The following is a 26630-nucleotide window of genomic DNA, read 5'->3' on the forward strand; positions in this document are numbered from 1 at the left end:
GGTCAACATAACCCCGAGGTCGACATACCATCGCTTATGCGGAATTCCGCATAAGCGATGTAGTTGGTCAGGTTGCGGAACCCCAGCGCCGAGCCGCGCAGGTGCTCGAGCCTGCCGTTGATCGCCTCTGTGGGCCCGTTGCTGGTGCTGGGCCGGTCGAAGTAGGCCAGGACGTCGGCGGCGCGCTTCTTCAGCGTCCTGCCGAGCTTGGTGATCTCGACCAGGGCCTTGGGGACGCCGGTGCTGATCGAGTCGATGAGCCGGGCCATCAGCTCGCGGCCGTGGCGCCGGTTCTCGTGGCGGTAGGCGGCGATCATCCGCTGGTAGACGCCCCAGGTGACCTCGACGTGGGCGTCGTCGGCGAACAGGGTGTCCAGTCGGTCCTTCTGCTTGTCGTTGAGCAGGTCGGCGCCGGTGGACAGGGTCCGGCGGGCGGCATAGAGCGGGTCGTCCTTGCGGCCGCGGTGCCCACAGATGGCCTGCTGAACTCGCCGTCGGCACTCATCGAGCGCCTCGCCAGCGAGGCGCGTGACGTGGAAGGGATCTAGCACGGTCACCACGTCGGGCAGTTCCTCGACGGCGGCGGTCTTGAACCCGGTGAAGCCGTCCATCGCGACCACCTTCACGCCGTCGCGCCACTCCTGCGGGCGGTCGGCCAGCCAGGTCTTGAACGCCTGCTTGGAGCGTCCTTCGACCATGTCCAGCAGCCGTGCCGGGCCGGTGCCATCTCGCACTGGGGTGAGGTCGATGATCACGGTGACGTACCTGTCGCCGCGACGGGTGTGCCTCCAGTTGGGTCGGCCTGGGGCGCGGTGTCGGGATTGCTCCCGGTCCGTTTCCCCAGGCCGCCCGCCGAACCGGACGTGCGACTTTCACCGCATCCGGCTCTCCATGAGAGAGGGCTGGTTCAGCTGGTGGTGACAGCTGGCCGGTCCCAGGGGGTAGGGATGTGGTAGCCGCGGTAGCGGTACCTGGTCACCGGGACGCTCGCGGCGCCGGTGAACCGTTTCCCGTTGTGAGCGAGGCGCCAGGTTCCGGGCAGGCAGTACCTGCGGCGGAGTTCTGGCCATCCGAGTCGGCGGTGCTTCTTGCGTAGCCATGCCGTGATCCGCTCCCACGTGTAGGAGTCGATCGCGGCGAAGGTTGCTTTGGCCACCGCGTGTCGGAAGTAGTTCGCCCATCCCCGCAGCACCCGCCCGAGATAGTCCATGAGGTATCCCGGGTCCTGGTGCAGGGTGTGCCTGTAGGTCATGGTCTTCACCCGCTGTTTGATCGAGGCGATGGCCTTCTTCGCGGGCAGGGTGTAGACGTACCACTTGTTGCTTCCTCGTTTCCGCATCCGTCGGATGTGGAAGCCGAGGAAGTCGAACCCGTGGTCGATGTGGACCACGCGGGTCTTCTCCGGTGACAGCCGTAACCCCATCGGGGCGAGTACTTCTGCCACCTCGTGACGCAACTGCTCGGCGTGTTCTTGGCTGCCCTTCACGACGATGACGAAGTCATCGGCGTAACGGATCAGCCGGTAGGACGCTTTGCCGTGGTCACGGCGCCAGGCCCGCTTTCCGGCCGTGCCCATCTCATGGTCCCAGCGGCGAGTGAACTCGTCATCGAGGACTGATAGGGCGATGTTGGCCAGCAGCGGGGACAAGATCCCGCCCTGTGGGGTGCCGGTGATCGTCCCTTCGGTCGTGCCCACCGTGGTGAGCACGCCGGCTTTCAGGAACGCCTTGACCAGCGCGAGCACCCGCTTGTCACCGATCCTGCACCGGAGCCGGTCCATCAAGGCGGTGTGGTCGATCATGTCGAAACACGCCTCAATGTCGGCCTCCAGCACCCACTCGTACGATTTGCTCGCGAAGTGGTGGATCTCGGCGACCGCGTCCTGCGCGCGCCGGTTGGGTCTGAACCCATAGGAGCACGACTTGAAGTCGGCCTCGAAGATGGGTTCCAGGACCAGCTTCAAAGCTGCCTGCACCACCCGGTCGGTCACGGTTGGGATGCCCAACTTGCGCAGCTTGCCGCTGGCCTTGGGGATCATCACCTGCCGCACCGGCACCGGCCTGAACTCTCCAGCCCTCAACTGGGCTCGGAGGTTCCGCAGGAACTCCTCCACCCCGACCCCGGAACTGATCCGTGCCACGGTGACACGGTCCACCCCGGGAGTCTTGGACCCCTTGTTCCCGGCGACGCGTTCCCACGCCATCGTCAAGAACGCCGGATCACACACAAGGTTCCACAGGTCATCGAACCGGCGGCCACCATCGGTGGCCGCCCAACCATGCAGCTTGGTCTGCATCCTCCGTACCCCCAGATAGGCCCGAGCATCGCCGGGCCACCCGGAGGCGCCGACATTCACCGGCGCGTCTTCGGACATTACATTCACCTTCTTCTGCTTTCTCTCACTGCCGCCCTTCCCCATGTGACCGGCTTTCCCGGCCTCGGAGTACTACGACGGCTCCGCCCCACCCACACCCTTCGGCAGGCAACGCACCTATCCCCCACCAATGCGGGGAGCGGAATGCGGATGGTTCCCACGTTCACTGCTGTTCGGTAGACGGGCGAGGCGTCCGGCTTTACCCCTGCGGCATCGTCGTGGCTACGCCGTAGACCTTCACCACGACCTGCCGGACCCGACACATACCACCGTTCCGACAGTTCCCCACCCGCCACGACCATCAACGACGGCCCCGACAAGCGGTTACGCACCGCAAACCAGCCCCGATCCACCGGGTTAGAGCTGGGCGACGATCAAGAGGCTTTACGACACCGGTTCCTCTCGTACACCTTCCCGTCTTGCTCACCAGACACGGCCCATCCGGCAGTACCGGACCGTCCTGACTTTGTCACGGCTGCTCCCACCCACCCCAGGCGTTCCCCCAGGACAGGCTGCCGTCAGCTTCACCTGGCCGCTACGACGGCCAACCAATGCAGGTCTCCCACCTCCATCCGATACAACAGCGCCTCGTGGCGCACCACGTGCTCATCGACCCCGACGACCTTCACCCCCTCGAAGCGGTGCTCCTCGTCGATCAGCACCCGCTTGCCCTCGGCCAGAACGGCGTCGTTGGCGGTGTCCCAGGCCACCCCGAGCCCCTCGGCGACCCGAGCCATGGTCAGGTGCTGGACCACGATCCCTTCCAGCGCCCACCGCAGAGCGCGACGAGACAACTTGGCCCGGGGCTCGGCCGCGGCGGTGGTGTCCTGGCGCCACACATACCCGCAGCCCTGCAGCGGTAACGGCGCACGACGACCTCCAGCGTCGTGGGCCGCCACCCGAGCGGTTCGTGCGCAAGCCGCCGGACCACCGTGTCCCGCGGAACCCCTTCGCAGCCGCAGCGACGGCACCACTGGTCGAGCTCGACGACGCGGCAAGCGATCACCGCGCGGTCGGGCTCGAGCCGTTGCCCAACGGCTTCGAGACCGAGCTCATCCAGTCGGCAGAACGTGGTCAGGTCAGGGCGAGTGAAGGTAGCGTCGTGCACGTCGAGGTCTTCCGGATGGGCAGTGTGAGAACTTCCATCCTCGGGAGACCTCGACTTCGATCCCGACACCGCCGCGCCGTCAGCTTCTACACCCTCATCTGCGAAGAGCCGGTAAATCTCGTCGGTCGGGGTTACTCTGCCCAGCTCAGCGCCGACGGGAGAGCGAGTTGACCCAGGATGCGGCCGCGTCGAACTCCTGGTCGCTGAACCCGATGCCGATCTCAGGGCGTCGCTGGTTGGCTCGCGGGTACGACCCGAGGAAGTAGACCTGGGGGCAGACCCGGTGCAGGCCCTGCAGCGTCTCGGCGACCCGCCTGTCGTGCAGGTGTCCCTCGCAGTCGATGGAGAAGAAGTAGGAACCGAGCGCGGTCTTGGTGGGGCGAGACTCGATCCGGCTCAGGTTGACCCCTCGCACCGCGAACTGTTCGAGGATTTCCAGCAGGGCGCCCGCGTGGTCCTGGCGCATGAACGCCACGATGGTCGTCTTGTCCGCGCCTGTCTGGGGCGGGACGGGGCCGGCGGGCCCCACCTCGACGAAGCGGGTGACGGCGCCCGCGTTGTCCTCGATCTGGTAGGCGAGCTCGGTCAGCCCGTACATCTCGCCTGCGACCCGCGCGCAGACGGCCGCATCGAAACGCGAGTCGGGACTGGCGACCTCAGCCGCCGCTCCTGCCGTGGAGCCGGCCTCGGTCACCGTCGCCTCGGGCAGCGTCACTGACAGCCAGTTGCGGCACTGCGCCGCGGCGTGGCCATGGGTCAGGACGTTGCGCACGTCTTCGATCCGCGTGCCCTCACGGGCGTACAGCCCGAACTCCACCGGGATCACGATCTCGCGGCGGATAGAGAGCGGGCTGCCTGCGATCAGCTCGTCCAACGTCGCCGAGACGCCGCCCTCGACCGAGTTCTCGATCGGCACGACGGCGCCGTCCACAACGCCGCTGCGGACGGCGTCGAGGGCCTCGCGAACGCTCGCGAAGGCGAGCGCCTCCTCGTCGGTGACCGTACGCAGCGCCTGATGGGTGAACGTCCCAGCGGGACCGAAGTATCCGAGCACGGTCCTATCCTGCCCCCTCGGCCGCGGGACTTCGCACCGCGTCTTAGGTCGTGGCCCGCCACGGCGTTACCCTGTCGATCGTGAAGCGATGGTTGTGGCGCGTGGCATCGGCCGCGGTGGCGGCGAGTTTCTTCGCCGCGCAGGCGGCCGTCCCCGCCCTCGCAGACGGCTCCGGCCCGCTCCAGTTCATGTCCGACCGGTGCGCGGCACAGGCCCCGACGCCGCGCGAGGAACTGCGCAACGCATGGCAGCTGCAGCGACTCCAGATGGACAGCGTGTGGACCATGGCAACGGGCAAGGGCGTGAAGGTCGCGGTGATCGACACCGGTTCGTCCACCGCAGGTTCGCCCTATCTGAGCGGCGGAGGCCGGGTCCGCGGCTACAACATGATCCCGGACGTGCGCGCCGAGGACGGCACGATCACCTACGACTGCGCCCACGGGACGGCCGTCACCTCGATCATCGGGGCTGGCCGCACGGAGTCCGGCCAGGCTGTGCACGGGGCGACCAACTTCTCGGGCATCGCACCCGACGCAGAGATCGTCACCTACCGGGCGCTCAAGAACTCAACGCAGCCGGAGGGAGAGCCGAGCGAGGAGGAGAAGGAGAACCTGACCTACACGATCGACGCCATCCGGCACGCGACCGATGTCGAGAAGGTCGATGTGATCAACCTCTCCCAGGCCACGTTCAATGACGCGAAGCTCGGTCAGTTGCAGGAGGCGGTGCTTGACGCCATCGCCAAGGGCATCGTGGTGGTCGCCGCCGCTGGCAACCAGGGCCAGGCCGACAGCGAGACCGCCTCCGCCTTCCCGGCCGCGATCGAGGGTGTGATCGCGGTCGGAATGTCGAACCAGCAGGACTCCGGCGACGAGATGACCCACGTGGGCAGATACATCTCCATCGGTGCCCCCGGACGCAACCTCGTCGCACTCGCACCGTCGCAGCCGACGCAGACGCCGACGGCCGACAACCAGGCCTTCGCCCTCGAGGCCTCGGGCACGTCCTATGCGGCGCCCATCGTCAGCGGCGTCGTCGCCCTGATGATCGAGCACAACAACAACATGGGTAACCCGGAGGACCTGACCCCCGCGAGGGTGCGCGACATCCTCGTGCGCACGGCCGACCCGTCCGGGGTCCGCCCGCCCGACCCTTTCATCGGCTACGGCATCGTCAACCCGCTCAAGGCCCTCACGGGGACCATGGGCGCGTCGCCGACCCCGATGGCTGTCGAGACCGAGTCGACGGGCAAGATCCGCGTCGCGCCCGACGAGGGGACACCGCTGTCGTCCATGGTCGGGCTCGGGGTCGCGATCGGCGCCGTCATCCTCGTCGCCCTCGGCGTCGTCGCCGCCATCGCCATCCCGGCCGCCGTCCGCCGCCGCGCGACCGACTGACCAGGCTCTGCCGCGCCCCGCCACCCCGGCCGCGCCCCGCCACCTGGGCACGCCGCGGGGTCCGAGCATGCGAAACGCCCGCCGTCACGGGGACGGCGGGCGCTCGGCCGGGATCAGTCCTCGGCGCGGGGCAGGTGCGCCGTCTGGATCAGGCCCTTGAACTGGCGCGTGATCAGCGTGCCGCGGCCGGGAGGCATCGGCGAGCCCTTGACGTCGCCGTAGAGGTTGCCCTCCTCCTTGTTGCCGGACATCACGAGCGCCGGGTTGACCGAGTCCTTCATGCGGCTGATCAGCGGGTCGCCGAAGATGGCCCGGCTCGCACCGCCGAAGGCGCGCGTCATGATGATGTGCAGGCCGATGTCACCCGCCTGGTTGATCAGGTCCGCGAACACGGCCATCGGGTTGCCGGTGTTGGTCGCGACGAGCTCGTAGTCGTCGACGATGATGAACACCTCGGCGCCGGTCCACCAGGAACGGTCGCGCAGCTGCTGCTGGGTGACGTCCGGCCCTGGCAGCCTCGCCCGCACCGCCTCGGCCGTCTGCTGCAGCATCGGGGTGGCTGCGGACGCAGACGGGTAGTAGCCGATCAGATGCTCGGACTCGACCTCGCCGAGCAGCGAGCGTCGGTAGTCGACGATCATGATCTTGGCTTCCTTCGGGGTGAACCTCGTGGTGATGCCCTTCAGGAAGACCCGCAGCAGGTTCGACTTGCCCGACTCGGGACCGCCGATGGCGACGAAGTGCGGTTCCGACATCGTCTCGAGGTACATCGGCGCGAGCTCCAGCTCGTCGACGGCGTACGGGATCCGCTTGTCGGCGTCGTGGCCGATGGCGGGCAGCGACGAGAAGTCGAGGTTCTCGGGGAGCAGCCGGACCTCGGCCGCGCGGGGTCCCTTCCACGCGGAGTTGACCGCCTTGATGAACTCGCGCTGCCCTGCGCTGACGTCGGTCGCGTCTTCGACGCCGTCGATCCGGGGCAGCCCGATCAGCGTGTGCATGCCGCCGGTCATGATGCCGCGGCCGGGCCGGGCGGTCGGGATGATCGCCTGGATCTTGCGGTCGATCTCGGAGTCGAACGGGTCGCCGAGCTTCAGCTCGACGCGCGACTGCAGCGTGTCCTTCGTCGCGGCGCGGATCTCGGACCACTTGGCTGCGGCGATCCAGACGTGGATGCCGAAGCCGAGGCCGCCGTTGGCGATGGCCTGGATCTGGGGCTCGAGGGTCTCGAACTCCGTCTTGAGGGTCGCCCAGCCGTCGATCACCAGGAACACGTCGGTCGGGAATCGGTCGGCGGGGATGGAGCCGTCGCGACGGCCCTGCCGGTACGTCGTCATCGAGTCGATGCCGAGCTCAGAGAACTGCAGCTCGCGGCTCGAGCGCAGGGAGGTGATCTCGGCGACCGTGCGGCGCACGCGGTCGACGTCGAGGCGTCCGGTCACGGAGCCGACGTGGACGAGGTTGCGCATCGAGGTCAGCGAGCCGCCGCCGAAGTCGAGGCAGTAGAAGCCGACCTCCTGGGGGGTGTGGGTCAGCGACAGTCCGGCGATGCCTGCGCGAAGTGCCATCGACTTGCCTGCCTGCGGGCCGCCGACGACGCCAAGGTTGCCCCCCGAGCCGTCGAAGCGGATCCACCACGGGTCGCGTCGCTGCTGGCGGGGACGGTCGATCAGGCCGAACGGGGCCGCGAGGGTGCCGCGGTACTTCGGGTCGGCGATCTGCAGCCCGCGGCCCTCGACCTCCGCGAGGCCGCCGAGCAGCTGATCCACGGTGGGCGGGTCGTCGAGCGGGGGAAGCCACACCTTGTGGGAGGGCCAGCCGTGTCCCTTCAGACGACCGACGGCGATGCTGAGCAGCGTCTCGTCCTCGTCCTCCTCGCGCTCCCCCTGCTCCTCGGCCGGCTCGGCGCCGGCTGACGCCGTCAGGACCGGAAGCTCATCGGCATCGGGTTCCGGCGGCACGACGGGGATCACGTAGTCGGCGGTGAACTCGAGCACCGGCGGCGTCCAGCCCTTCGACTCGACGATGACCTCGTCGATCGGGCGGTCCTCCTGCGCGGCGGGCGCACTCGTGCCGTGCCAGGGCCCGGACACATAGGCGGCCTTGAAGCGCGTCATGCCGGTGGTATCGAACTTCAGATAGCCGTTGCCAGGCGGGGTGGGCAGTTCGTAGGCGTCGGGGACGCCGATGACGGTGCGCGACTCGGCGGGCGAGAACGTGCGCAGGGCGATCCGGTACGACAGGAAGGTGTCGAGGCCGCGCAGCTTGTTCTCCTCGAGCCGCTGCGAGGCGAGCAACTGGTGCACGGCGATGGATCGGCCGACGCGACCGATCTGGACGAACAGGTCAATGAACTCCGGTCGCGCGGAGAGCAGCTCGGAGAACTCGTCGACGACGACGAAGAGGCTCGGCATCGGCGGAATGTCCGCGCCCGCCTGGCGCGCGTTCTCGTAGTCCTCACGGTTCTTGAAGTTGCCCGCATCGCGCAGCACCTCCATCCGCCGGTCGAGCTCGCCGCCGATGGCGTCGGCCATGCGGTCGACGAGGGAGAGCTCGCCCTCGAGGTTGGTGATGACGGCCGACACGTGCGGCAGATGCTCGAGGCCGAGGAAGGTCGCGCCGCCCTTGAAGTCGACGAGGATGAAGTTGAGCTGCTCGGTCGAATGGGTCATCGCCAGGCCGAGCACGAGCGTGCGTAGGAACTCGGACTTGCCGGAACCCGTCGCGCCGATGCAGATGCCGTGCGGCCCCATGCCTCCCTGTGCCGACTCCTTGATGTCGAGTTCGACGGGCGATCCGTCGTCGGCCGTGCCGAACGGGATCCGCAGATGCTGGCGGAGCGGTCGTGGGCGCCACGCCTGGCGCGGATCGAGCGTCAGCGGATCGCCGACGCCGAGCATCGCCGGATAGTCCTTCGGCGGCTCGAAGACGACCTCTGCCGGGGTCTCCTCGTCACCGCCGGTGAGCTCCGGCATGCGGTACGGCGACATGGCGCGGGCGAGCATCTCGCAGTAGACGACGGGCACCTGGTCCGGCCGACCGAACGGTGTCTGGGCGTGCGGGGTGCGCGAGGTTCGACGATGCAGGATCACCGAGTCGGGCGTCACCTCGAAGACGGCGACGCCGAGCTCGAGGTTGCGGGGCAGTTCCTTACGGCCCGTGACCTCGATCGTCACGGCCTTGGTCGACGGGGTGACGAACTGCTGCGAGTTGACACCCTCGACACCGTCCGAGACGACGACGGTGAGCGAGGGAGGGTTGCTCGCCGACTGCGCGGAGGTGCCCATCTGGCTGAGCTCGCCCGCGCCGGTGGCGAACATGCGCACCGGCCCGACGCCGTCGGCCTCTGTCGGGTGCTGCAGGTGGGGAAGCCACTTGACCCACTGCCAGGCCTGCTGGTTCGCCTTGCTGGCCGCCACGAGCAGCGACACATCGGTCGGCGCATGCCAGGTGGCGAGCTGGGCGACCATCGAAAAGGCCAGCTTGCGGCAGGCCTCCTCGTCGCCGATCAGCGAGATGGAGCGGAAGCCGCGCAGGTCGACGGCGAGCGGAACCGACTGGATGACGCGGTGGGTGCGGATGAACCGGCGCAGCGCTCCGGTGGTGAGCGGCTCCAGGTCCTCGATCGGCTGCGACTCGGGAGGGGTGATCCGTTTTGCCGACTGCTGCCGACCGACGGAGAGGCGCACGGAGCCGAACTCCTCGGCGTCGGGACGGCGCTCCCACATCCGCATTCCCCCGACCACGGTCCAGAGGCTGTCGGGCGAGGGATGCCGGTAGGCGACGCTGGCGCGCTGCTCGTCTGCGGTCTTTGCGAAGTTGCGCCGGGTCTGGGCCAGGTAGCGGAAGTAGTCGCGGCGGTTGGCGTCGAGCTGGGCCGACTGGTCGTCGTTCTGCCTTCCGACCTGGGAGAGCATCATGCCCATCATCGAGACGGCGTAGAGGCCGCCGACGATGCTGCCCATCAGGCCGCGGCTGCCGCTGGAGAACATGATGCCCATCGCGAGGCCGCCCGCCACCATCGGCAGCATGCGCAGCAGGTTGCCGAACGGTTTCGACGGCGAAGGCGGCGGGATCTCCGGCGGGGACTCGAGGAGGAGGTCACCTCGTGGCATCGCCGGCGGGGTCACGCGCTTCGGCCGATGGAACGTGATCAGACCCATGCGTTGATTTCCCTCCAGAGACAACTCGACGCCTAACCTAACTCACAACCCGTCCGCTACAGCCGGGGTTCGGGCGGTGCCGGGGCGCCGAACCTGCCCGCGAGCAGCGCCGCCCCTGCCCTTCGCCTCCGGCCGCGCCACCCACAGAGTCGTCGACGACCCGCCTTCGTCCGGATGACTGGGTGCTGCTCCCGACGGGCGTTAGGGTGTCCAGCGTGACTACCACGCCCGAAGAAGACCTGTCGCGGGTCACTATCATCTCCAGCAGCCGTCGAGTCGACCTCGCCCTGCCGGGAGCCGTGACGCTGAGCGAGCTGATGCCGAGCATCGTGCGCTTCTCCGGGCTGGAGTCGAACACCCCCACCGACGCCGTGCACGCGTGGGTGCTTCAGCGCTTCGGTTCCGATCCGTTCGACCTCTACACCCCGGTCAACAAGCTGAACCTGCGTGACGGAGAGACGCTTCACCTCAGGCAGCGCGAGAACGCCATCCCGGACGCGGCCTTCGACGATGTCGTGGACGCGGTCGCCGGGGCCACCAACTCCCGCCCCTCCTGGATGGCGCGCAACTCGCAGCGCATGGGCCTGATCCTGATGATGCTGGTGCTGATCGGCCTTCCGCTGATGATCATCTTGTCGCAGGAGCCGATCGACCCCGAACGCGCCCGCTTCGACCCGTCGCTGCGGTTCCCGCTCGGTCTCGCCGTGATCGCCACCGCCTTCCTCAGCTTCGCCGCCTGCATCGGCTCGGTCGCACTGGCTAGGGCGGCGAAAGAGATCCCCACAGCCACCTGCCTGGCCTGGGCGAGCGCGGCGCTTGCAGGCATCGCCGGCTGGTTCGCCGCCGACCCCGTCTCGGAGTCGGTGCCGTTGTCGATCCGTTTCGTGCTGAGTTCCGCCGCCGTCCTCGTCGCCGCCGCAGCCTGTGCCCTCGCGGCGAAGGTGAGTGCGCTCGCCCTGTTCGCGGTGGCCCTCTCCGCGCTGTTCTGCCTGATCTCGGCCTCCTGCATGATCCTGTTTCCCGGCAATGACATCGAGGTCGCCGCGATCACCATGACGGTGATGGCCTTCCTCACGTCCTTCCTACCGACGATCAGCTACCGGATCGCCGGGATCGCAATGCCGAACCTGCCGGTCACGACCGAGGCGATGCTCGCCGACGAGACCCCTGTCCAGTCCGACATCGTCAGCCGCGCCCTCCTCGCCGACCACCTGCTCGGCTCGATGCTTGCGGCCACCTCTGCGACGGCGGTGCTCGGCGCGATCATGACGCTGATGCAGGGCAGCCTGTGGTCGACGCTGCTCGTGCTGTGCATCGGGTTGGCGTTCCTGCTGCGGGCCCGCGCCTTCGTCGGCCTGACCCAGCGCATGGCGCTGCTCCTCGGTGGGGCGCTCAACGTCTCGATGGCGCTGGTCGCCGTCGGCGTCGGCTTCGCGCAGTCCCTGCTCGGCATGTCGCTGCTGTTCGGCGGCTGCCTGCTGGTCGCCTACGTCTTCGCGCACTACTCCGCGACGACCTACAACAAGGTGCTCTCCCCCACCGTCGGCCGCTGGGGCGACGTGTTCGAGTGGCTCGCCATCATCGGCATCGTGCCGTCGCTGCTTGGCGTGCTCGACCTCTACTCGTACTTCAACAACCTGCTCTGAGCCTGCGGCGGCTCAGCGGCCGAAGAGCATCCGGTACTCCGTCGGCGACGGGGCAACGTTGACGCGGGACATGCGGCGCACGCTGGCCACCACCAGTTCGGTCTCCTCGAGGTCGGTGACCGCCTTCACCTGGCCGGAAGCCAGCGCGTAGGCGCGGCGCAGATGCTCGGCCGCCTTCGACGACATGGGGGCGATGAGCGCGACGTCTGCGGCGCGCAGGTCGCTGACCGCCTTCCCCGCCGACGGGTCACCCAGCGTGACGAGGCTCTGCCAGGCGCCGAGACGCTCGGTCGGAGGGATCGCCTGCATGCCGTCGATGATCAGGCTCGGGCGGTACGGGCGGCCCTGGCCGGGGATGTTCTCCGTGCCGCGCAGCAGGTCGATCGTGCCTCCGCACGCGCGGACGGTGTCGGCGAGGGTCAGCCAGCGGCGATGGTCCTCGACGATCACCGAGAGGTGCGCGCCGAGGCACATGGCGCGGAAGGCGAGCAGCCAGGTCATGTACTCCGGCGTCGCGAGGAAGAGCCGGGTCGCCTGGGAGCGGAAGAGGCGCATCGTGACGGGACCGCCCTGCCCGATGCCGAGGACCAGCCCCGATGGCCCGGTGGTCATGGTCTTGAGGTTCGGGTCTGCCGTGGGCGCACCGCTCAGCGCGGTGAAGGTGATCTCGCTCACTGTTCGATCTGCCTTCCGAGCGGAATCGTGGCCAGCATGCCCGGCACCTGGTTGCCGCCTCGCGGGCCGATCTTCAGATCGCCCTGGACCGACGACATCACGTACTCGTCTGCCGCGGTGGCCTGTTCGAGGTTCGAGGTGACGAGCCGGACGGCACCCTGCGGCGGCTCGCCGGGCGCGACGGTGATGGAGGTGACGGCGAACATGGCCGGCGCTGTCGTGATGACGTCGAGCAGACCCTGGTAGAGGGCACTCGGGCCGCCGCCGAAGCCGCGGAGGCCACGCGTCTCGTGGATGAGAGAATCGCAGACCCACTGGTTCCAGTCCTCACGGCTGCGGTCGTCGTCGCCGTGGTCGGCGGCGCCGGTGGTCAGCGCGAGCACCTCCGCGATCCCCATGGGGTCGAGCGGCTCGGTCACCATGCCGTGGCGCTTCAGGGTCGCCTGGGCGCGGTGCAGACCGAACCGCAGGGTCGCGAACACGCCCACCTGGCCGGAACCGCGGCGGTCGACGGCCTCGAGGCAGAGCCGGGGGTCGAGCCGCAGCGCGATCCAGGTGCGGCGGATCGCCGGGGGTGTGCCGTCGCCCGCGATCTCGCGGTACGCGCCGACCGCGGGCGAGTCCGGGGGCAGCATGGCCGCTGCCGGGCCGGGGACGGTGAAGGTCACGACCTGGATGCCCGCGAAGACGACGTCGTCCTGGCGGGTGAGCGACCCGAGTACCGCGAGGTCGAGCTTTGCGCCTCGGTCGGTGAAGAGCGAGTTGTCGGCGGTGACCTCGAGCAGGCCCGACCAGGACTCACCGTCGGCGACGACACCGATCTCGCCGTCGTGCGCGTCCTTGATCTGGGTCAGCTCGAGCTTCGGCAGCCACTGTGCGAGCGGAACGAGGCCGGGCGCGACGTCCGGCACGGCGACCTGGTGCCGCTTGCGGGCCGAGAACTCGCGCCGGATTCGGATGGTGGTCACGAGGGTGCGGCCGTTGACCGGGATGCTCAGGAGCAGCGCGACGAGCAGGATCACGGCTGCGACGGCGATGGACCAGATCTGGCGCTGGAGCACGAGCGCGAGGATGGCGATCACGACGATCTGCCAGGCCACGACGAGCCCGATATAGCGGGTCGAGCGCGTCCGGCGGGGCAGAGCCGCCCGCGACTGCTGGGTCCTGCGCAGCATCATTCCTCCTTCGCGACGCCGCTTACTCTATGGCCTCGTGGGGGCCAGACCCAGCGCCCCGCGACGCCAGAGGGCGGCTGGGGACCACCTGAGAGCTAAAGTTGCCGACGACCACCCGAGCCCGCTTCGACTTCCAGGACAGGTATGGCGACCCGGAAAGACCTCCTGAAGGCGCAGTCCTTCACGTCACGGCGCATGATCGCCGCGTTCGTCGACCGCGATCCGGACGATCCGACACCGCCGCTGCGCCGGATCGGGACGGCGACGTTCGTCTCGGTACTGATCGGTGTGGTGCTGCTCGCGGGCACGACGCTGCTCGGCCTGCTGGGCGGGGGCACGGCGAACGACTCGTGGAAGCAGGAGCAGAACGTCATCCTCTCCGATGCGCAGTCGGGCGCGCTCTTCGTCTACCAGGACGAGGTGCTCTACCCGATGGCCGATGTCGCGTCCGCCCGCCTGTTCGCCGCGGGACGCAACCCCTCCGGGCAGCCGCGCGTCATCGAGGTCAAGACCGAGGCGCTGCGAGGCGTCGAGATGGGCCCGGAGCACGGCATCCCGGGGGCGCCGCGCCAGCTTCCCGAAGCGAAGCACCTCGCGTCCTACCCGGTGCGGCTCTGCTCGACGGCCCCCCAGGGCGCCAACCGCTATCTGACCCTCGAGTTCGGCACCGACGATCCGAGCAGCACCAGCTTCGCGTTCGTGGCACAGCATTCCTCAGGTCGCCAGTACCTGATCTACGGCGGCCGCACCCACAGCCTCTACGCCAGGAACGGCCAGACCTCGTCGATCGTGCCCGATCTGCCCGTCGTCACCCCCGGCGACAGCTGGATCAACGCCCTCCCGGACGGACTGCCCGTCGTGCCGAAGGAGATCCCGGGTGAGGGTGAGCGCGGCAACATGATGGACGTGGGCGATGTTGGCATGGTCGTCGACGGCGACTCGACCCGCTACTACATCCAGCTGCTCGACGGCCTGTCGCGCATCTCCTACCTGGACATGAAGGCGATCCAGGCGAAGAAGGGCCTCGACGGTGACCCTGGCCTTTTGAAGACCGGCGAGGTCCCCTCTGCGACCAGCGCGACCCGCCCGATGTTCAGCGACGAGTCGATGCCGATGGACGAGCCGAAGGGGCCGCCCGGAATCTCGGGGCTGAACGACGTGTCGGTGTGCGCCACCTTCCGCCAGGACTCCCCCGGCCGCGTCTCGTTGAGCGTCGACCAGAAGACCCCGGAGATCGCGTCGAACGCCGCAGCACCGAAGGAGCAGTACGTAGACAAGATCACGCTGCCCACCCTGTCGGGTGCGCTCCTGCGCAACAGCGACATGGTCACCGATGACGGCGCGAGCACGCTGCTGCTCAACAACCGGGCCTACTCGATCCCGACGATGGGCGACCGCAGGGCCCTCGGCTACGGCGATGTAACCCCTCTTCCGGTGCCTCCCGGCCTGATCGCGCTGCTCGAGCCGGGGCTCACCGATCCGGGCAACTCGCTGACCTATTCGATGATCGTGGATGGGAACTGAGTAGGGGCGACACCCCCTCAGCGGCACGTCTAGGTATTGCTACTTGTTTACGACGAAGACCCTGGGAACTGACCCTGCCTCCGCATAGTGTCTTTCTCGACAGCACAGCAGCCCGAGTTAGCTCGAAGTTGCTACCAACGAGTCCAACCGGGCTCAACGTCGAAGGGAATGAACCATGGGCGACAAGTCCGTTGACCGCGCTGCAATGCAGAAGGCCACGCAGCAGATCGAGACCAAGCACCAGCAGATCCACCAGCTGCAGACGCGCCTCCAGGGCCAGATGACCGACCTCGCTTCGCGCTGGCACGGCAACGCCTCGACCGCCTTCCAGCAGGGCTACCAGCAGTTCGACACCGAGTTCGAGAAGGTCAAGCAGGGTCTCGACAAGATCCACACCTCCCTCGTCGAGACGCTGCGCGAGTACGGCTCCCGTGAGGAAGAGAACCAGGCAACCGCCAACCAGATCGCCGGCCTCATCGGCTGACCCCGTCTACACAAGATTCGATAGGAGAAACCAATGAGCGATTCAACCACGTACTCCGTTGCCGGCCTTCAGGAAGGCATCGGCAACCTCTCGGCAGCTCACAAGGAGCTGACCACCCTTCTCGACGACCTCAAGGCTGAGCTCTCGACCTCCCTCGGCGCGTGGGAAGACAACGCCCGCAACGCCTACGTCGAGGTTCAGCGTTCGTGGGACGCCTCGGCCGCCAAGCAGCAGGACATCGTGCAGCGCATGCCCGTGCTCCTCGGCAACATCGCCGATGGCTACAACGCCACCGAGTCCCGTAACGCGGGTATCTGGGGCTGATCCCACAACACCCTTCAGAAGGGGTCCGGCTTCGGCCGGACCCCTTTCGTGTTGCCCAGGATCGGCGGATTCCGACGGCGCGCGTCCGGTGGGCGTCGTGGATGTCGCGAACGCCCCTGCCCGACCGCTCCTCCCAGCGTCACGCCGCCGTCCCGGCCGGGCGATCAGCACAGCCCGCGACCCCCGTTGCCGGGCTGGTCGCGGGCTGCGAGGTGTTCGTCCTGAGGATGGCGGTGACGGCCCCCTTCCCGCCGGCGGGACTGGCCGCGGCTTCGCTTCGGGCTCAGTCGGCCCGGCGCACCACGGTCCGTGCCTTCGCGAAGCAGAAGATGCCGTAGAGGATCAGGCCGAGGCCGACCAGGACGAGCAGGAAGACGCCGAACGGCAGGCCGATCAGGGTCTTGAGGGCGCCGTCGAGCCCGGCGGCCTCCTCGGGGTTGCGGGTGAGCACCGCGACGATGAACAGCACGCCCATGATGCCGATGGCGACGCCCTTCGCGATGTAGCCGACGGTGCCGAGGCGGGAGAAGGTGGTGCGGAAGCGTCCGCTGATGTCGACGTCCTTGAGGAACTTCTTCTTCACGCCGCTGACGATCATGCCGATGCCGATGGCGAGCACGACGGCACCGATGATGAACAGAAGCACCGCACCCCAGGTGGTCGCCATGAGCTGGGCACTGATGCTCTCGTTCGTCTGCTCGCCGTCCGAGGAGCCGCCGAGGGCGTAGGTGAGCGCGACGGAGCCGACGGCGCCGAAACCGATGGCCTGGCCGGCGGCCTTCACCGCGTCCTTTGCGTCCTCGCGGGCGAGGCCGATCGCGGAGATGACCGAGTAGACGGCGAGCGCGAAGAGGGCGATGGCTGCCACCCAGAGCACGATGCCTCCCACCGGCGTGGAGCGGATGGCCTGCATGGCGCCCTGCTTGTCTGCCGACTCGCCTCCGAGGCCCGTGGCGACTCCGACGGCGAGTGCCCCGATCAGGATGTGCACGAGGCCGTTGACGACGTGACCGACCGACGCGAACCCTGCCGCAACCGGGTGGTTCTCGATCTGTGCGGCCTTCTGCTCAACTTTTCCCATCCCTTCATCCTAGGGAAGGGCCTCCACCCGCCCGCGGTTCAGGCGATGGTGAGCGTCTCGTCGGGCGCGGCGAGCGTGATCGACGGCGCATTCAGGTCGATCCGCACTTCGCAGACCTCGCCCCCCGACGTGCATCGGTAGGCCAGTTCCGTGTTGCTCTTCTCCCCCACCTCGACGTGGGCTGTCGCCAGCCAGGGGTGACGGCGACGGAAGCCGATCAGATCGCGATACGACTCGTACATCCCGCGCCCCAGCTGGCTCAGCTGGCTCGGTTCGTCGGGGAGCAGCGGTCGCACCTCGTCGTCGCCGCCGAACTGGTCGCGTTTGGTTCCGGTGTATCCCTGCTCGTCGCCGTAGTACACGCTCGGACTTCCCGGAAGCGACATCAGCACCCCCGCAGCGACGGCGGCGAGCTCGGGCCCGACGAGCGTGGCGATGCGCGTGACGTCGTGGTTACCGACGAAGGTCTGCGGAATGAAGCTGCGGCAGAACTCGTCGTGCCTGCCGATGGCATGGGCGAGTTCCCAGAGGTTGCGGTCGTGCAGCGACGACCAGATCCCCTTCCACAACTCGTACTGGGTGAGGGTGTTCAGCGTGGAGTCCTCGATGAAGGCCGGATAGTCGCCGTGGATGACCTCGCCGATGAAGACCACGTCCGGGAACTGGGCCCGGACCCTCGCCGCAACCTCGCGCCAGAACTGGGTCGGCACCGCGTAGGCGACGTCGAGCCTCCAGCCTGCGATGCCACGGCGCAACCAGTGCACCATGACGTCGACGACGAGGTCGACGACGGCAGGGTTCGAGTGGTCGAGCTCGACGAGGTCGTCGTGCCCCTCCCACGACCTGGGCCGGTCACCGTCGCGTGCGATGAGCTCTGGGCGTTCGGTGACGTAAGGATGGGTCCGGGCGACGTGGTTGAACACGCCGTCGAGCACCACCGCGAGGCCACGCCTGCCGCACTGGTCGATCAGCCGGTCCAGGTCGGCGTCGTCGCCCAGGCGCGGGTCGACCCGGTAGTGGTCGAGCGTGTCGTAGCCGTGGCTGACCGAGGCGAAGATCGGGTTGAGGATCAGGCCGTTGCAGCCGAGCTCGACCGCATAGTCGAGCCACCGTTCCAACCTCTGCAGCCGGTGCTGAGGCTCACCGTGTTCCTCGCGGATCGGCGCACCGACGGCGCCGAGTGGGTAGATCTGATACCAGATCGCGTGCTCAAGCATGTCCTCAAGCCTATCGCCGCCCACGTGGGCCCGGCGCAGTCGACGCGCTCCCCCGCCCGACCACCTCGCCGCAGCCGGCGGACGGGGTCGCGATACGGTCGGGGCGTGGAGAGGGCAGAGCCGTTCACGCGGTTGATCACCGAGGGTGCCCGAGCGGTGCGCGACGGGACATATGCGCGCGACGAGCGGCCCCGCGAGGGAGCTGCGCGGTGGCCGGTGACGGTCGTGTCTCCCCGACCGTGCAACCCGCGGCTGGACACGGCACTCGCCGAGTTGGAGCCGTTCGTCGGCCCGGGGCACTTCGCGACCGGGAACGCGGCTTCGGCGCACGTGACGGTCAGGGCCCTCGCTGTCTACGCGACCGGGCCGATCCCACGGCTGACGTCAACGCACAGCGGATGGCTGCGGTGCGCCGGACGGCCGCCTGTGTCGAGGCTTCCACTCTCCGGCACACGGGTTACGCCCTCACCCCCAGTCGCGTCATGGCGGCGCTGGATGCCGCCCGACGAATGGCAGCGCTCGGCCCTTCGTCCGGCTTGACGCTACTTCAGGAGCTTGGACATCCGGCGGTCGGCGAGCGGCTTGCCGCCGGTCTGGCAGCCGGGGCAGTACTGCAGCGACGAGTCGGCGAAGGAAACCTCGAGGATGGTCGAGCCGCAGACGTCACACTCCTCTCCCGCGCGGCCGTGGACCCGCATGCCGGAGCGTTTCGCGTCCTTGAGCTTGTCGATGGGCACGTCAGCGGCCGATGCGATGGCATGGCCGAGCACCTCGCGCAGCCGCTCGAACAGGTCGGCGACGGCGTCGTCGTCAAGTCCGTCGGTCGGCTTGAACGGGCTGAGTCTCGCCGCGTGGAGGATCTCATCGGAGTAGGCGTTTCCGATCCCGGCCAGCCGCTTCTGGTCGCGCAGCACGCCCTTGAGTTGGGCCTTGCCCGCATCCTTCAGCACCCGCCTGAAGTCGTCGAGGGTGAACGACGGGTCCATCGGATCGGGGCCGAGAGCCGCGATTCCCGGCACCTCCTGCGGGTCGTCGACGACGTAGACGGCGAGGTGTTTCTGGGTGCCTGCCTCGGTGAGGCTGAAGCCGGAGTCGTCGTCGAGGACGATCCGCAGCGCCAACCCGGACCTGCCCGGACGCGCTGGGACCTTCGGGGCGACGTCGTGCCAGGTGACCCAGCCGCCGCGGGCGAGGTGGAAGATCAGATGCACGCCCTGAGCGTCGATGTCGATGAACTTTCCGTGCCTGCCTACCCCGTCGACCTCGAGGCCTGCCAGCGCGTCGAGGGGGATCTTGAAGGTCTTCAGCGCGGAGAAGGAGACGAGGTGGCCCGCAGCAATACTGCGACCGCGGAGCTGTTCGTCGAGCGCGGCGGCGAGGGCTGCCACCTCTGGCATTTCGGGCATATCGACCTCCTCAGCGACGGTGCCTGGATGCCGTCAGGCTAGCAGCGCCGTCCGACCGATCCGCTCAGCCGATCCGGCCTATGGCATCGTGGCGCGCCTGCATCGCGCTCCACGCCCCGATCAGGTCCCGGCCGGGCATCGGCTCACGGGCGGGCCAGGCACGGTTGGGCAGGTCGAGCGCGCGGGAGAGGCGCCTCAGGTAGTCGGCGCGGGGGACCTCGTAGGCACCGAGCGAGCCGAGGTGCTCGGTGAGCCACTGCACGTCGAGCAGCGCGACACCGGTGGCGTCGAGCTCGAGCGCGAGCCGGATCAGCGCCGTCTTCGAGGCGTCCCTGCCCCGCTCGGGGTCGTGGAACATCGACTCTCCGGCGAAGAGACCTCCGACCTGGATGCCGTAAAGCCCACCGACGAGTTCGCCGTCGTCGTCCCACACCTCGACGGAGTGGGCCCATCCCGCGGCGGCGAGGCGCCGGTAGGCGGCTGCGATCCGGGTGTCGATCCAGGCGCCGTCGCGCGACGGCTCGGCGCAGCGCACGATCACGTCGTCGAAGGCCGTGTCGGTGGTGGTCGTGTACCGCTTGGCGAGCTTGCGCAGCGAGCGGGTCACCCGCAGGCCGTGCACCGGGAGCAGCCCGCGGTCCATGGGCGACCACCAGCCCATCTCCCGGTCGTTCATCGGCATCGGGAAGACGCCGCACCGGTAGGCCTCGAGCGCAAGCGCAGCGTCGAACTCATCGGAGTAGCCGATGAGGTCGCGCTGCGGCCAGTCCTCCGGCCGCCCGAACAACGAGCTGAGCATTGCTCCAGTGTGGCAGCGTCTGCCCCGGGTGCGCGGGATCGGCCCACGAGGATGCCCGGAGTCGACCCGGATTCCACCCGGAGTACCCTCGACTCGTTTGACAGCGTGTGCCACGCTTGACGTAAAGGAAAGGGGGCGCTGATGAGCAACCAGAACCAGGCGGTCGCGCTCACCGAGGGCATCACCGCCAACGTGTTCCACGAGATCCTCGAGTTCGCCATCGAGGGCAAGGGAAAGCTCCCAGGTGCCAAGCACGCAGCCAAGCAGTTGCTCGTGCAGCGCAACGATGTCGAGTCGGCCATCTCGCGGATGGTCACGACGCACATTGCCATGGCGAGCGGACAGGGCTTCGCCACCAACTGGGGCGGGTTCCTCGTCTCCATCGTCACCATCCCCGCCAACCTCGCGGCCGCGTCGTTCCTCCAGGCCCGGCTGGTCTCCGGCATCGCCCACCTCCGCGGCTACGAACTCAGCGACCCGCGGGTCCGCACGGCCATCCTGATGGTCATGCTCGGCCCGAGCGGCAACGCGGAGCTCGTCTCGAGGGGCGTGCTTCCTTCGTCCCCTCTCGTCGTGGCGACCGCGCCCGTTTTCGACGCCCGGCTCGACCTCCAGGTGTCGAAGGCGCTGCTGGATCGCGCCCTCAACCAGGTAACAGGCAAGCGCTTCGGCGTCTGGATCGGCAAGCGGATCCCGTTCGTCGGTGGCGGCGTCGGCGCGGCCGTCGACGGCTGGTCGACCAGGTCGATCGCCATGCACGCGCTGAGCGAGTTCCCGAGCCGCCGTCCGAAGCTGGCCCGTGGAACGGTCGAGACGACCGACTGAGCTTCAGACGTGTCCGGCCCCGCAGAGATGTGGGGCCGTCGGCGTCAGTAGGTGCGCTCGACGCGCCCGGCGATCAGGCAGGTCACCTCGTAGGTGATGGTGCCCATCAGCTGGGCCAGTTCCTCGACGCCGATGCGCTGCCCGCCACTGGTGCCGATCAGCACGACCTCGTCGCCGACGGCGACTGCAGGCGGTTCCGGGCCGAGGTCGATCATGGTCTGGTCCATGCATACGCGCCCGGCAACCGGGTAGGAGACGCCGCCGATCAGCATCCGTCCGCGGGACGAGTTCAGCCGGGAGTAGCCGTCGCCGTAGCCGACGGCGACTGTCGCGATCCAGGTGTCGCGCTCCGCCGTCCAGGTGCGGCCGTAGCCGACGCTCTCTCCGGCGTTGATCCGCTTGACGAAGTTGACCCGGCTGGTCCAGCGTCCGACGTCGCGCAGGTCGGCCGGATGGGACCCGACGACATCGGGGTAGGAGCCGTAGACCATGATGCCGGGGCGGATCAGGTTGGTGCGGCCGAGGTCGTGGCCGAGCACGGCGCCCGAGTTCGCGGAGTGGACCAGCTCGACCTGACCCGCGACGGCCTCGATCCGCTCGACGACCTCGTCGAAGCGGGCCAGTTGCTCGTGGGTGAAGTCGTCGCCCTCGTCGACGTCGCTGATGGGCAGGTGCGTGAAGACGCCCTGGAGCCTGAGGTTTGCCGCGGCGACAATCTGTTCGGCCAATTCCTCGGCCTGCACGGGTTCGGCGCCGACCCTGCGCATGCCCGTGTCGATCTTGAGGTGGACGGCGACTTCGCGCCCGGCGCGGCGGGCCGCGTCCTGGGCCTGGGAGATGGCGGCGGCGTCACCGACGGAGAGAGTGATGTCGGCCGCGATCGCCTCGTCCAGATCCTCGGGAAGGGTGGGAGAGAACTTGAGGATCGGGAGGGTGACACCCGTCGCGCGCAGCTGCGCGCCCTCCGCCGTCACGGCGATCCCGAGCCACTCGGCGGTGCCGCGTTCCTGGATGCTGCGGGCGACCTCGACGAGGCCGTGACCGTAGGCGTTCGCCTTCACCGGAGCCAGCACCTGCCTGCCGCCTGCGAGACGACGGGCGACGACGAGATTGTGGTGCAGCGCGTCGAGGTCGACATGGAACCTGGTCGGAGCGGGCATGGCCCAAGTGTCCACCTATGTCTCTTCAATCTGAAAACCACCCGGGGCTGAGCTGTGAACGTGGCAGACTTTGCGGCATGTCGAACAACCAGTGGAACAGCGGCCAGGGCTCGAACGAGTGGGCACCGCAGCAGGGCGGCTCCAACGAGTGGGGCGCTCAGCAGGGTGGCCAGCAGGAGTGGAACCAGCAGGGCTCCAACCAGGAATGGGGTCAGGCGCAGCCGCAGTCGAGCGCCCAGGAGTGGGGCCAGGCTCAGCCGCAGGCCTCTGCGCAGGACTGGAACCAGCAGCAGGGCCAGGCCGCTTCGGGCAACGACTGGGGCCAGGCTCAGCCGCAGGCCTCCGCCCAGGAGTGGGGCCAGGCTCAGCCGCAGGCCTCCGCCCAGGACTGGAACCAGCAGCAGGGCCAGGCGGCCGCGGGCAACGACTGGGGCCAGGGCCAGCAGTCGGCGCAGGACTGGAACCAGCAGGGCGGCCAGCAGGACTGGGGCCAGCAGGGCGCCCAGGGTGGTCAGCAGGACTGGAACCAGCAGCAGGGCCAGAACTGGAACCAGCAGCAGGGCGGCCAGTACTTCCCGGCGCAGCAGGGTCAGTTCCAGGGGCAGCCGGCCGAGCGTAAGGACAGCCCGTTCGACTTCAGCTTCAAGCAACTCTCACTGCCCAGCGCTGCAGGCATGATCTTCATGATCGGCGTCATCGCGGTCGGGGTCGAGTGGCTGTTCGGCTTCCTTCAGATCCTGGTCGTTGGGAACGTCTTGGGTGGCGCCCCTTCCGCGATGAGCATCGTCAGCGCCCTCGTCGGAGGCCTCGCGGCAGCACTGTTCAAGGTACTGGTGCTGCGCGTGCTGATCGAGATCGGCGTCGCCGGCGCCAAGCTCCTCAAGAAGGCCGAGGAGCCCAAGGACGAGGCGTAACCACACTTTCGCCTGAGCAGCGGGGCGCGCGGACTTCGGTCCGCGCGCCCCGTTGTTTCGCGAGCGGGTCGTCGGGCTCCCAGGGGCGCCCCAGTCGCCTCCCCGCCTCATGGCCAGAACCTGATGGTCGTCTGCGGACGTGGCCAGTACCTGATGGTCGTCCGCGGAAGTGGCCGGAACCTTTCGACGACGCCTCGCACGACTGCGTCGGCGGAGGCTGCTCAAGGAACGGCGGAGGGGCGACCGGACGGGTTCGTGCCACAGTCGCGCAACGACACGCGACCACCGCTCCCGACCCCCGACAGGACGCGACGACACGGACGGAAGGGACCGGGACGTCCGGCGGCCTCCCCCGACACCGCACGAAACAACCAGACGAGGAGCCAAGACCGGCCACGACGCCGCCGGATACCCGGAACCGACCGGCCGCCACCAAGCCCGACCACCGAGACCCGGCCAGGACCCAGCCCCAGCCTCAAGCCCAGACCCAGGCCCCAGGGAGCGGTAGCGCGTCAGTACAGCAGGCGGACACCGGCAGCCGCCAACTGCACCCACGGAGCACAGACCACGCGCCCAACTTCGGCCCGACCCCTACCGTCGCCCCTCGGCGCAGCACCGCCCAACCCAACCACCCACCAGAGCCGGACCGCCCGAGATCAACCCGGGACAACGGGGCGACCGGACGGGTTCGTGCCACAGCCGTGCAACGACACGCGACCACCGCTCCCGACCCCCGACAGGACGCGACAACACGGACGGACGGGACCGGGACGTCCAGCGGCCTCACCCCCGACACCGCACGAAACAACCAGACGAGGAACCAAGACCGACCACGACGCCGCCGGATACCCGGAACCGGCCGGCCGCCACCGAACCCGACCGCCGAGACCCGACATAGGCCCCCAGGGAGCGGTAGCGCGTCCGTACAGCAGGCGGACACCGGCAGCCGCCAACTGCACCCACGGAGCACAGACCACGCGCCCAACTTCGGCCCGACCCCTACCGTCGCCCCTCGGCGCAGCACCGCCCAACCCAACCACCCACCAGAGCCGGACCGCCCGAGATCAACCCGGGACAACGGGGCGACCGGACGGGTTCGTGCCACAGCCGTGCAACGACACGCGACCACCGCTCCCGACCCCCGACAGGACGCGACAACACGGACGGACGGGACCGGGACGTCCAGCGGCCTCACCCCCGACACCGCACGAAACAACCAGACGAGGAACCAAGACCGACCACGACGCCGCCGGATACCCGGAACCGGCCGGCCGCCACCGAACCCGACCGCCGAGACCCGACATAGGCCCCCAGGGAGCGGTAGCGCGTCAGTACAGCAGGCGGACACCGGCAGCCGCCAACTGCACCCACGGAGCACAGACCACGCGCCCAACTTCGGCCCGACCCCTACCGTCGCCCCTCGGCGCAGCACCGCCCAACCCAACCACCCACCAGAGCCGGACCGCCCGAGATCAACCCGGGACAACGGGGCGACCGGACGGGTTCGTGCCACAGCCGTGCAACGACACGCGACCACCGCTCCCGACCCCCGACAGGACGCGACAACACGGACGGACGGGACCGGGACGTCCGGCGGCCTCACCCCCGACACCGCACGAAACAACCAGACGAGGAACCAAGACCGACCACGACGCCGCCGGATACCCGGAACCGGCCGGCCGCCACCGAACCCGACCGCCGAGACCCGACATAGGCCCCCAGGGAGCGGTAGCGCGTCAGTACAGCAGGGCCATGGCGGGTTCCGCCAGAATCGACCCCACGTCGTGCAGGAACCGCGACCCCTGCTCGCCGTCGATGATCCGATGGTCGAACGCCACCGCCAGCGTCGTCACCCACCTGGGCTCGACGCGTTCGTTGGCGCCCTCCCCGACGACCCACGGCCGACGCTCGATCGCGCCCATGCAGAAGATCGCCGACTCGTCGCCGTTGATGATCGGCGTTCCGGCGTCGATCCCGAACACTCCGACGTTGGTGACGGTGAACGTGCCGTGCGCGTAGTCGCCCGGCTGCAGCTTGCCTTCGCGGGAGACCTGCACCAGCTGGTTGATCGACTGGCAGAGCTCGAGCAGGCTGAGGCGCTGCGCCGCCTTGATATTGGGCACCATCAGCCCGCGCGGTGTGGCGGCCGCGATGCCCAGGTTCACGTCGCGGTAGTAGACGATCTCCTGACGCTCCTCGTCCCACGACGTGTTGAGGTCAGGGTTGCGCCCGAGCGCGAGGCAGATGGCCTTGGCGTAGACAAGCAGCGGGGACACGCGCAGCCCGGAGAACTCGCGGCGCTCCTTGAGCCGCTCGACGAACTCCATGGTCCCGGTGACGTCGATGGTGGTCCACTCGGTGACGTGCACGTGGGTGTTGACGGAGCGCACCATGTTCTCGGCGGTGAACTTCCGCACCCCCTTGATGGGGACGCGACGCTCGGCCCTGCCCTCGAACGGGTCGAACCCACCGAGGCCCTCGGTGGGGCCGAAGCCTCCGCCGAAGCTGGACCCGCTGTAGGAGGTTCCGGCGTGGCTGGGCTGTTCCTGCGCCCCCTGGAACGGGCCACCCGACTGGAAGCCGCCCGCCTGGAAGGATGCCTGGTCGTTGATGATCCGGCCCTGCTTCGGCTGGTCGTCGAGGTAGCGGAAGGCGGCGGCCGCCTCGACGTCGCGGCGGGTGATGGTGCCGTCCGGGCCGGTGCCGACGACGGTGCTGAGGTCGACGCCGAGGTCCTTCGCGTACTTGCGCACGGGCGGCTTCGCCTTGACGGAGTTCGCGTCTGAGGCGAGCAGGAGCTGGGACTCGGCGGGGGCGCGTCCCGGTGTGGGGAGTGGGTCGCCCTCGGCCTTCGCGTGGACGGTGGTCGCGGGATGCACCTCGTCTGCTCGGCGTCCGGGCTCGTGCTGGTCGTAGGCGGCGGAGAGGGCCTCGGACGCCTCCGAGCGCTCGGGCGCGCTCTGCACGCGGCGACGGCGGCGGGTGGGAGCGGCGTCGCTGGCGCCGTAGCCGACCAGGTTGGGGCCGGACTCTTCGGCCTCGTCCTCGCCGTCATCGATCTCGACGATGGGCGAGCCGACCTCGACGGTGGTTCCCTCGGCGACCAGCAGCGACGTCACGGTGCCCGCGTACGGCGAGGGCAGCTCGACGAGCGACTTGGCCGTCTCGATCTCGACGAGCACGTCGTTGACCTCGATGCTCTGCCCCTCCGTGACCCGCCAGGCCACGATCTCGGCCTCGAGCAGGCCCTCGCCCGGGTCTGGCAGCAGGAACTGTCGCTTCACTTCTTGGCTCCCTTCGGGGACTT

At 68.8% G+C, this 26630-nt stretch carries 18 protein-coding genes and 2 pseudogenes; 7 read left to right on the forward strand and 13 right to left on the reverse strand.

Annotated elements, in window-relative coordinates:
- Nucleotides 1–2: 2 nt before the first annotated feature.
- From BW733_RS06330 to pheA, 4 genes and pseudogenes are all read right to left on the reverse strand, one after another.
- Nucleotides 3–791, reverse strand: a pseudogene (locus tag BW733_RS06330) (ISL3 family transposase); the annotation flags it as partial.
- Between the two features lie 116 nt (nt 792–907).
- On the reverse strand, nt 908–2374 hold the full coding sequence (ltrA, locus tag BW733_RS06335; RefSeq protein WP_077348927.1) for a group II intron reverse transcriptase/maturase: 1467 nt from the start codon (nt 2372–2374) through the stop codon (nt 908–910).
- 590 nt (nt 2375–2964) lie between these two features.
- A pseudogene (locus tag BW733_RS06340) lies at nt 2965–3482 on the reverse strand (transposase); the annotation flags it as partial.
- 145 nt (nt 3483–3627) lie between these two features.
- Entirely contained in the window at nt 3628–4536 is a 909-nt protein-coding gene (gene pheA / locus BW733_RS06345; protein WP_077348929.1) for a prephenate dehydratase, read from the reverse strand.
- Between the two features lie 80 nt (nt 4537–4616).
- Here pheA and BW733_RS06350 point away from each other — a divergent pair, with 80 nt between their 5' ends.
- Nucleotides 4617–5933 carry a S8 family serine peptidase gene (locus BW733_RS06350; protein WP_152024591.1) on the forward strand — a complete coding sequence of 439 codons (1317 nt, stop codon included), beginning with the start codon at nt 4617–4619 and terminating at the stop codon, nt 5931–5933.
- Nucleotides 5934–6046: 113 nt separating this feature from the next.
- On the opposite strand, the gene eccCa is transcribed toward BW733_RS06350, so the two are convergent.
- The gene (eccCa, locus tag BW733_RS06355) at nt 6047–10093 is read right to left on the reverse strand and encodes a type VII secretion protein EccCa (protein ID WP_077348933.1); all 4047 of its coding nucleotides are present in this window, start codon (nt 10091–10093) and stop codon (nt 6047–6049) included.
- A gap of 215 nt (nt 10094–10308) precedes the next feature.
- Between eccCa and eccD the strand changes: the two genes are divergently transcribed.
- Nucleotides 10309–11739 carry a type VII secretion integral membrane protein EccD gene (eccD, locus tag BW733_RS06360; RefSeq protein WP_161490155.1) on the forward strand — a complete coding sequence of 477 codons (1431 nt, stop codon included), beginning with the start codon at nt 10309–10311 and terminating at the stop codon, nt 11737–11739.
- Between the two features lie 12 nt (nt 11740–11751).
- Here eccD and BW733_RS06365 read toward each other — a convergent pair whose 3' ends face one another.
- Together BW733_RS06365 and eccE are read right to left on the reverse strand one after the other, a co-directional pair.
- Complete coding sequence (locus BW733_RS06365) at nt 11752–12414, reverse strand: hypothetical protein (RefSeq protein ID WP_077348937.1); 663 nt, start codon at nt 12412–12414, stop codon at nt 11752–11754.
- The gene (eccE, locus tag BW733_RS06370; RefSeq protein ID WP_161490156.1) at nt 12411–13589 is read right to left on the reverse strand and encodes a type VII secretion protein EccE; all 1179 of its coding nucleotides are present in this window, start codon (nt 13587–13589) and stop codon (nt 12411–12413) included. Before eccE ends, BW733_RS06365 begins: the two co-directional genes overlap by 4 nt.
- 144 nt (nt 13590–13733) lie before the next feature.
- On the opposite strand from eccE, the gene eccB reads away from it, so the two are divergent.
- The 3 genes from eccB to BW733_RS06385 all read left to right on the forward strand — a co-directional run bounded on the left by eccB (nt 13734) and on the right by BW733_RS06385 (nt 15921).
- The gene (gene eccB, locus BW733_RS06375) at nt 13734–15113 is read left to right on the forward strand and encodes a type VII secretion protein EccB (RefSeq protein ID WP_077348941.1); all 1380 of its coding nucleotides are present in this window, start codon (nt 13734–13736) and stop codon (nt 15111–15113) included.
- A gap of 175 nt (nt 15114–15288) precedes the next feature.
- The gene (locus BW733_RS06380; protein WP_077348943.1) at nt 15289–15597 is read left to right on the forward strand and encodes a WXG100 family type VII secretion target; all 309 of its coding nucleotides are present in this window, start codon (nt 15289–15291) and stop codon (nt 15595–15597) included.
- A 33-nt stretch (nt 15598–15630) separates the two neighbouring features.
- Entirely contained in the window at nt 15631–15921 is a 291-nt protein-coding gene (locus BW733_RS06385; RefSeq protein ID WP_077348945.1) for a WXG100 family type VII secretion target, read from the forward strand.
- A 283-nt stretch (nt 15922–16204) separates the two neighbouring features.
- Here BW733_RS06385 and BW733_RS06390 read toward each other — a convergent pair whose 3' ends face one another.
- From BW733_RS06390 to aat, 4 genes are all read right to left on the reverse strand, one after another.
- Nucleotides 16205–17002: a DUF1206 domain-containing protein gene (locus tag BW733_RS06390; protein ID WP_077348947.1), complete on the reverse strand. Its 798-nt coding sequence runs from the start codon at nt 17000–17002 to the stop codon at nt 16205–16207.
- A 38-nt stretch (nt 17003–17040) separates the two neighbouring features.
- Nucleotides 17041–18219, reverse strand: a complete 1179-nt coding sequence (locus BW733_RS06395; RefSeq protein WP_077348949.1) for an alpha-amylase family protein — start codon at nt 18217–18219, stop codon at nt 17041–17043.
- A 542-nt stretch (nt 18220–18761) separates the two neighbouring features.
- Nucleotides 18762–19625, reverse strand: coding sequence for a DNA-formamidopyrimidine glycosylase family protein (locus BW733_RS06400; RefSeq protein ID WP_077348951.1), 864 nt, complete (start codon nt 19623–19625; stop codon nt 18762–18764).
- Nucleotides 19626–19689: 64 nt separating this feature from the next.
- Entirely contained in the window at nt 19690–20424 is a 735-nt protein-coding gene (aat, locus tag BW733_RS06405; protein ID WP_077348953.1) for a leucyl/phenylalanyl-tRNA--protein transferase, read from the reverse strand.
- Nucleotides 20425–20565: 141 nt separating this feature from the next.
- Between aat and BW733_RS06410 the strand changes: the two genes are divergently transcribed.
- On the forward strand, nt 20566–21249 hold the full coding sequence (locus tag BW733_RS06410) for an EcsC family protein (protein WP_077348954.1): 684 nt from the start codon (nt 20566–20568) through the stop codon (nt 21247–21249).
- Between the two features lie 44 nt (nt 21250–21293).
- Here BW733_RS06410 and alr read toward each other — a convergent pair whose 3' ends face one another.
- Nucleotides 21294–22409, reverse strand: a complete 1116-nt coding sequence (gene alr / locus BW733_RS06415; RefSeq protein ID WP_077348955.1) for an alanine racemase — start codon at nt 22407–22409, stop codon at nt 21294–21296.
- Between the two features lie 77 nt (nt 22410–22486).
- Here alr and BW733_RS06420 point away from each other — a divergent pair, with 77 nt between their 5' ends.
- Nucleotides 22487–23323, forward strand: coding sequence for a hypothetical protein (locus BW733_RS06420; protein WP_077348957.1), 837 nt, complete (start codon nt 22487–22489; stop codon nt 23321–23323).
- A gap of 1736 nt (nt 23324–25059) precedes the next feature.
- Here BW733_RS06420 and BW733_RS06425 read toward each other — a convergent pair.
- On the reverse strand, nt 25060–26607 hold the full coding sequence (locus tag BW733_RS06425; protein WP_418361331.1) for a dihydrolipoamide acetyltransferase family protein: 1548 nt from the start codon (nt 26605–26607) through the stop codon (nt 25060–25062).
- Nucleotides 26608–26630 lie beyond the last annotated feature (23 nt).

Origin of the sequence: Tessaracoccus flavescens (genome assembly GCF_001998865.1) — a bacterium.
Taxonomy (GTDB): Bacteria; Actinomycetota; Actinomycetes; order Propionibacteriales; family Propionibacteriaceae; genus Arachnia; species Arachnia flavescens.

Excerpts from the sequence above, each read along its gene's own strand:
- eccB (WP_077348941.1), top strand. The coding sequence starts at position 13,734 with ATGGCGACCCGGAAAGACCTCCTGAAGGCGCAGTCCTTCACGTCACGG.
- aat (WP_077348953.1), bottom strand. The coding sequence starts at position 20,424 with ATGCTCAGCTCGTTGTTCGGGCGGCCGGAGGACTGGCCGCAGCGCGAC.
- BW733_RS06410 (WP_077348954.1), top strand. The coding sequence starts at position 20,566 with ATGAGCAACCAGAACCAGGCGGTCGCGCTCACCGAGGGCATCACCGCC.
- BW733_RS06395 (WP_077348949.1), bottom strand. The coding sequence starts at position 18,219 with ATGCTTGAGCACGCGATCTGGTATCAGATCTACCCACTCGGCGCCGTC.
- eccE (WP_161490156.1), bottom strand. The coding sequence starts at position 13,589 with ATGCTGCGCAGGACCCAGCAGTCGCGGGCGGCTCTGCCCCGCCGGACG.
- eccCa (WP_077348933.1), bottom strand. The coding sequence starts at position 10,093 with ATGGGTCTGATCACGTTCCATCGGCCGAAGCGCGTGACCCCGCCGGCG.
- BW733_RS06390 (WP_077348947.1), bottom strand. The coding sequence starts at position 17,002 with ATGGGAAAAGTTGAGCAGAAGGCCGCACAGATCGAGAACCACCCGGTT.
- BW733_RS06420 (WP_077348957.1), top strand. The coding sequence starts at position 22,487 with ATGTCGAACAACCAGTGGAACAGCGGCCAGGGCTCGAACGAGTGGGCA.
- BW733_RS06380 (WP_077348943.1), top strand. The coding sequence starts at position 15,289 with ATGGGCGACAAGTCCGTTGACCGCGCTGCAATGCAGAAGGCCACGCAG.
- BW733_RS06400 (WP_077348951.1), bottom strand. The coding sequence starts at position 19,625 with ATGCCCGAAATGCCAGAGGTGGCAGCCCTCGCCGCCGCGCTCGACGAA.
- ltrA (WP_077348927.1), bottom strand. The coding sequence starts at position 2,374 with ATGTCCGAAGACGCGCCGGTGAATGTCGGCGCCTCCGGGTGGCCCGGC.
- alr (WP_077348955.1), bottom strand. The coding sequence starts at position 22,409 with ATGCCCGCTCCGACCAGGTTCCATGTCGACCTCGACGCGCTGCACCAC.
- BW733_RS06385 (WP_077348945.1), top strand. The coding sequence starts at position 15,631 with ATGAGCGATTCAACCACGTACTCCGTTGCCGGCCTTCAGGAAGGCATC.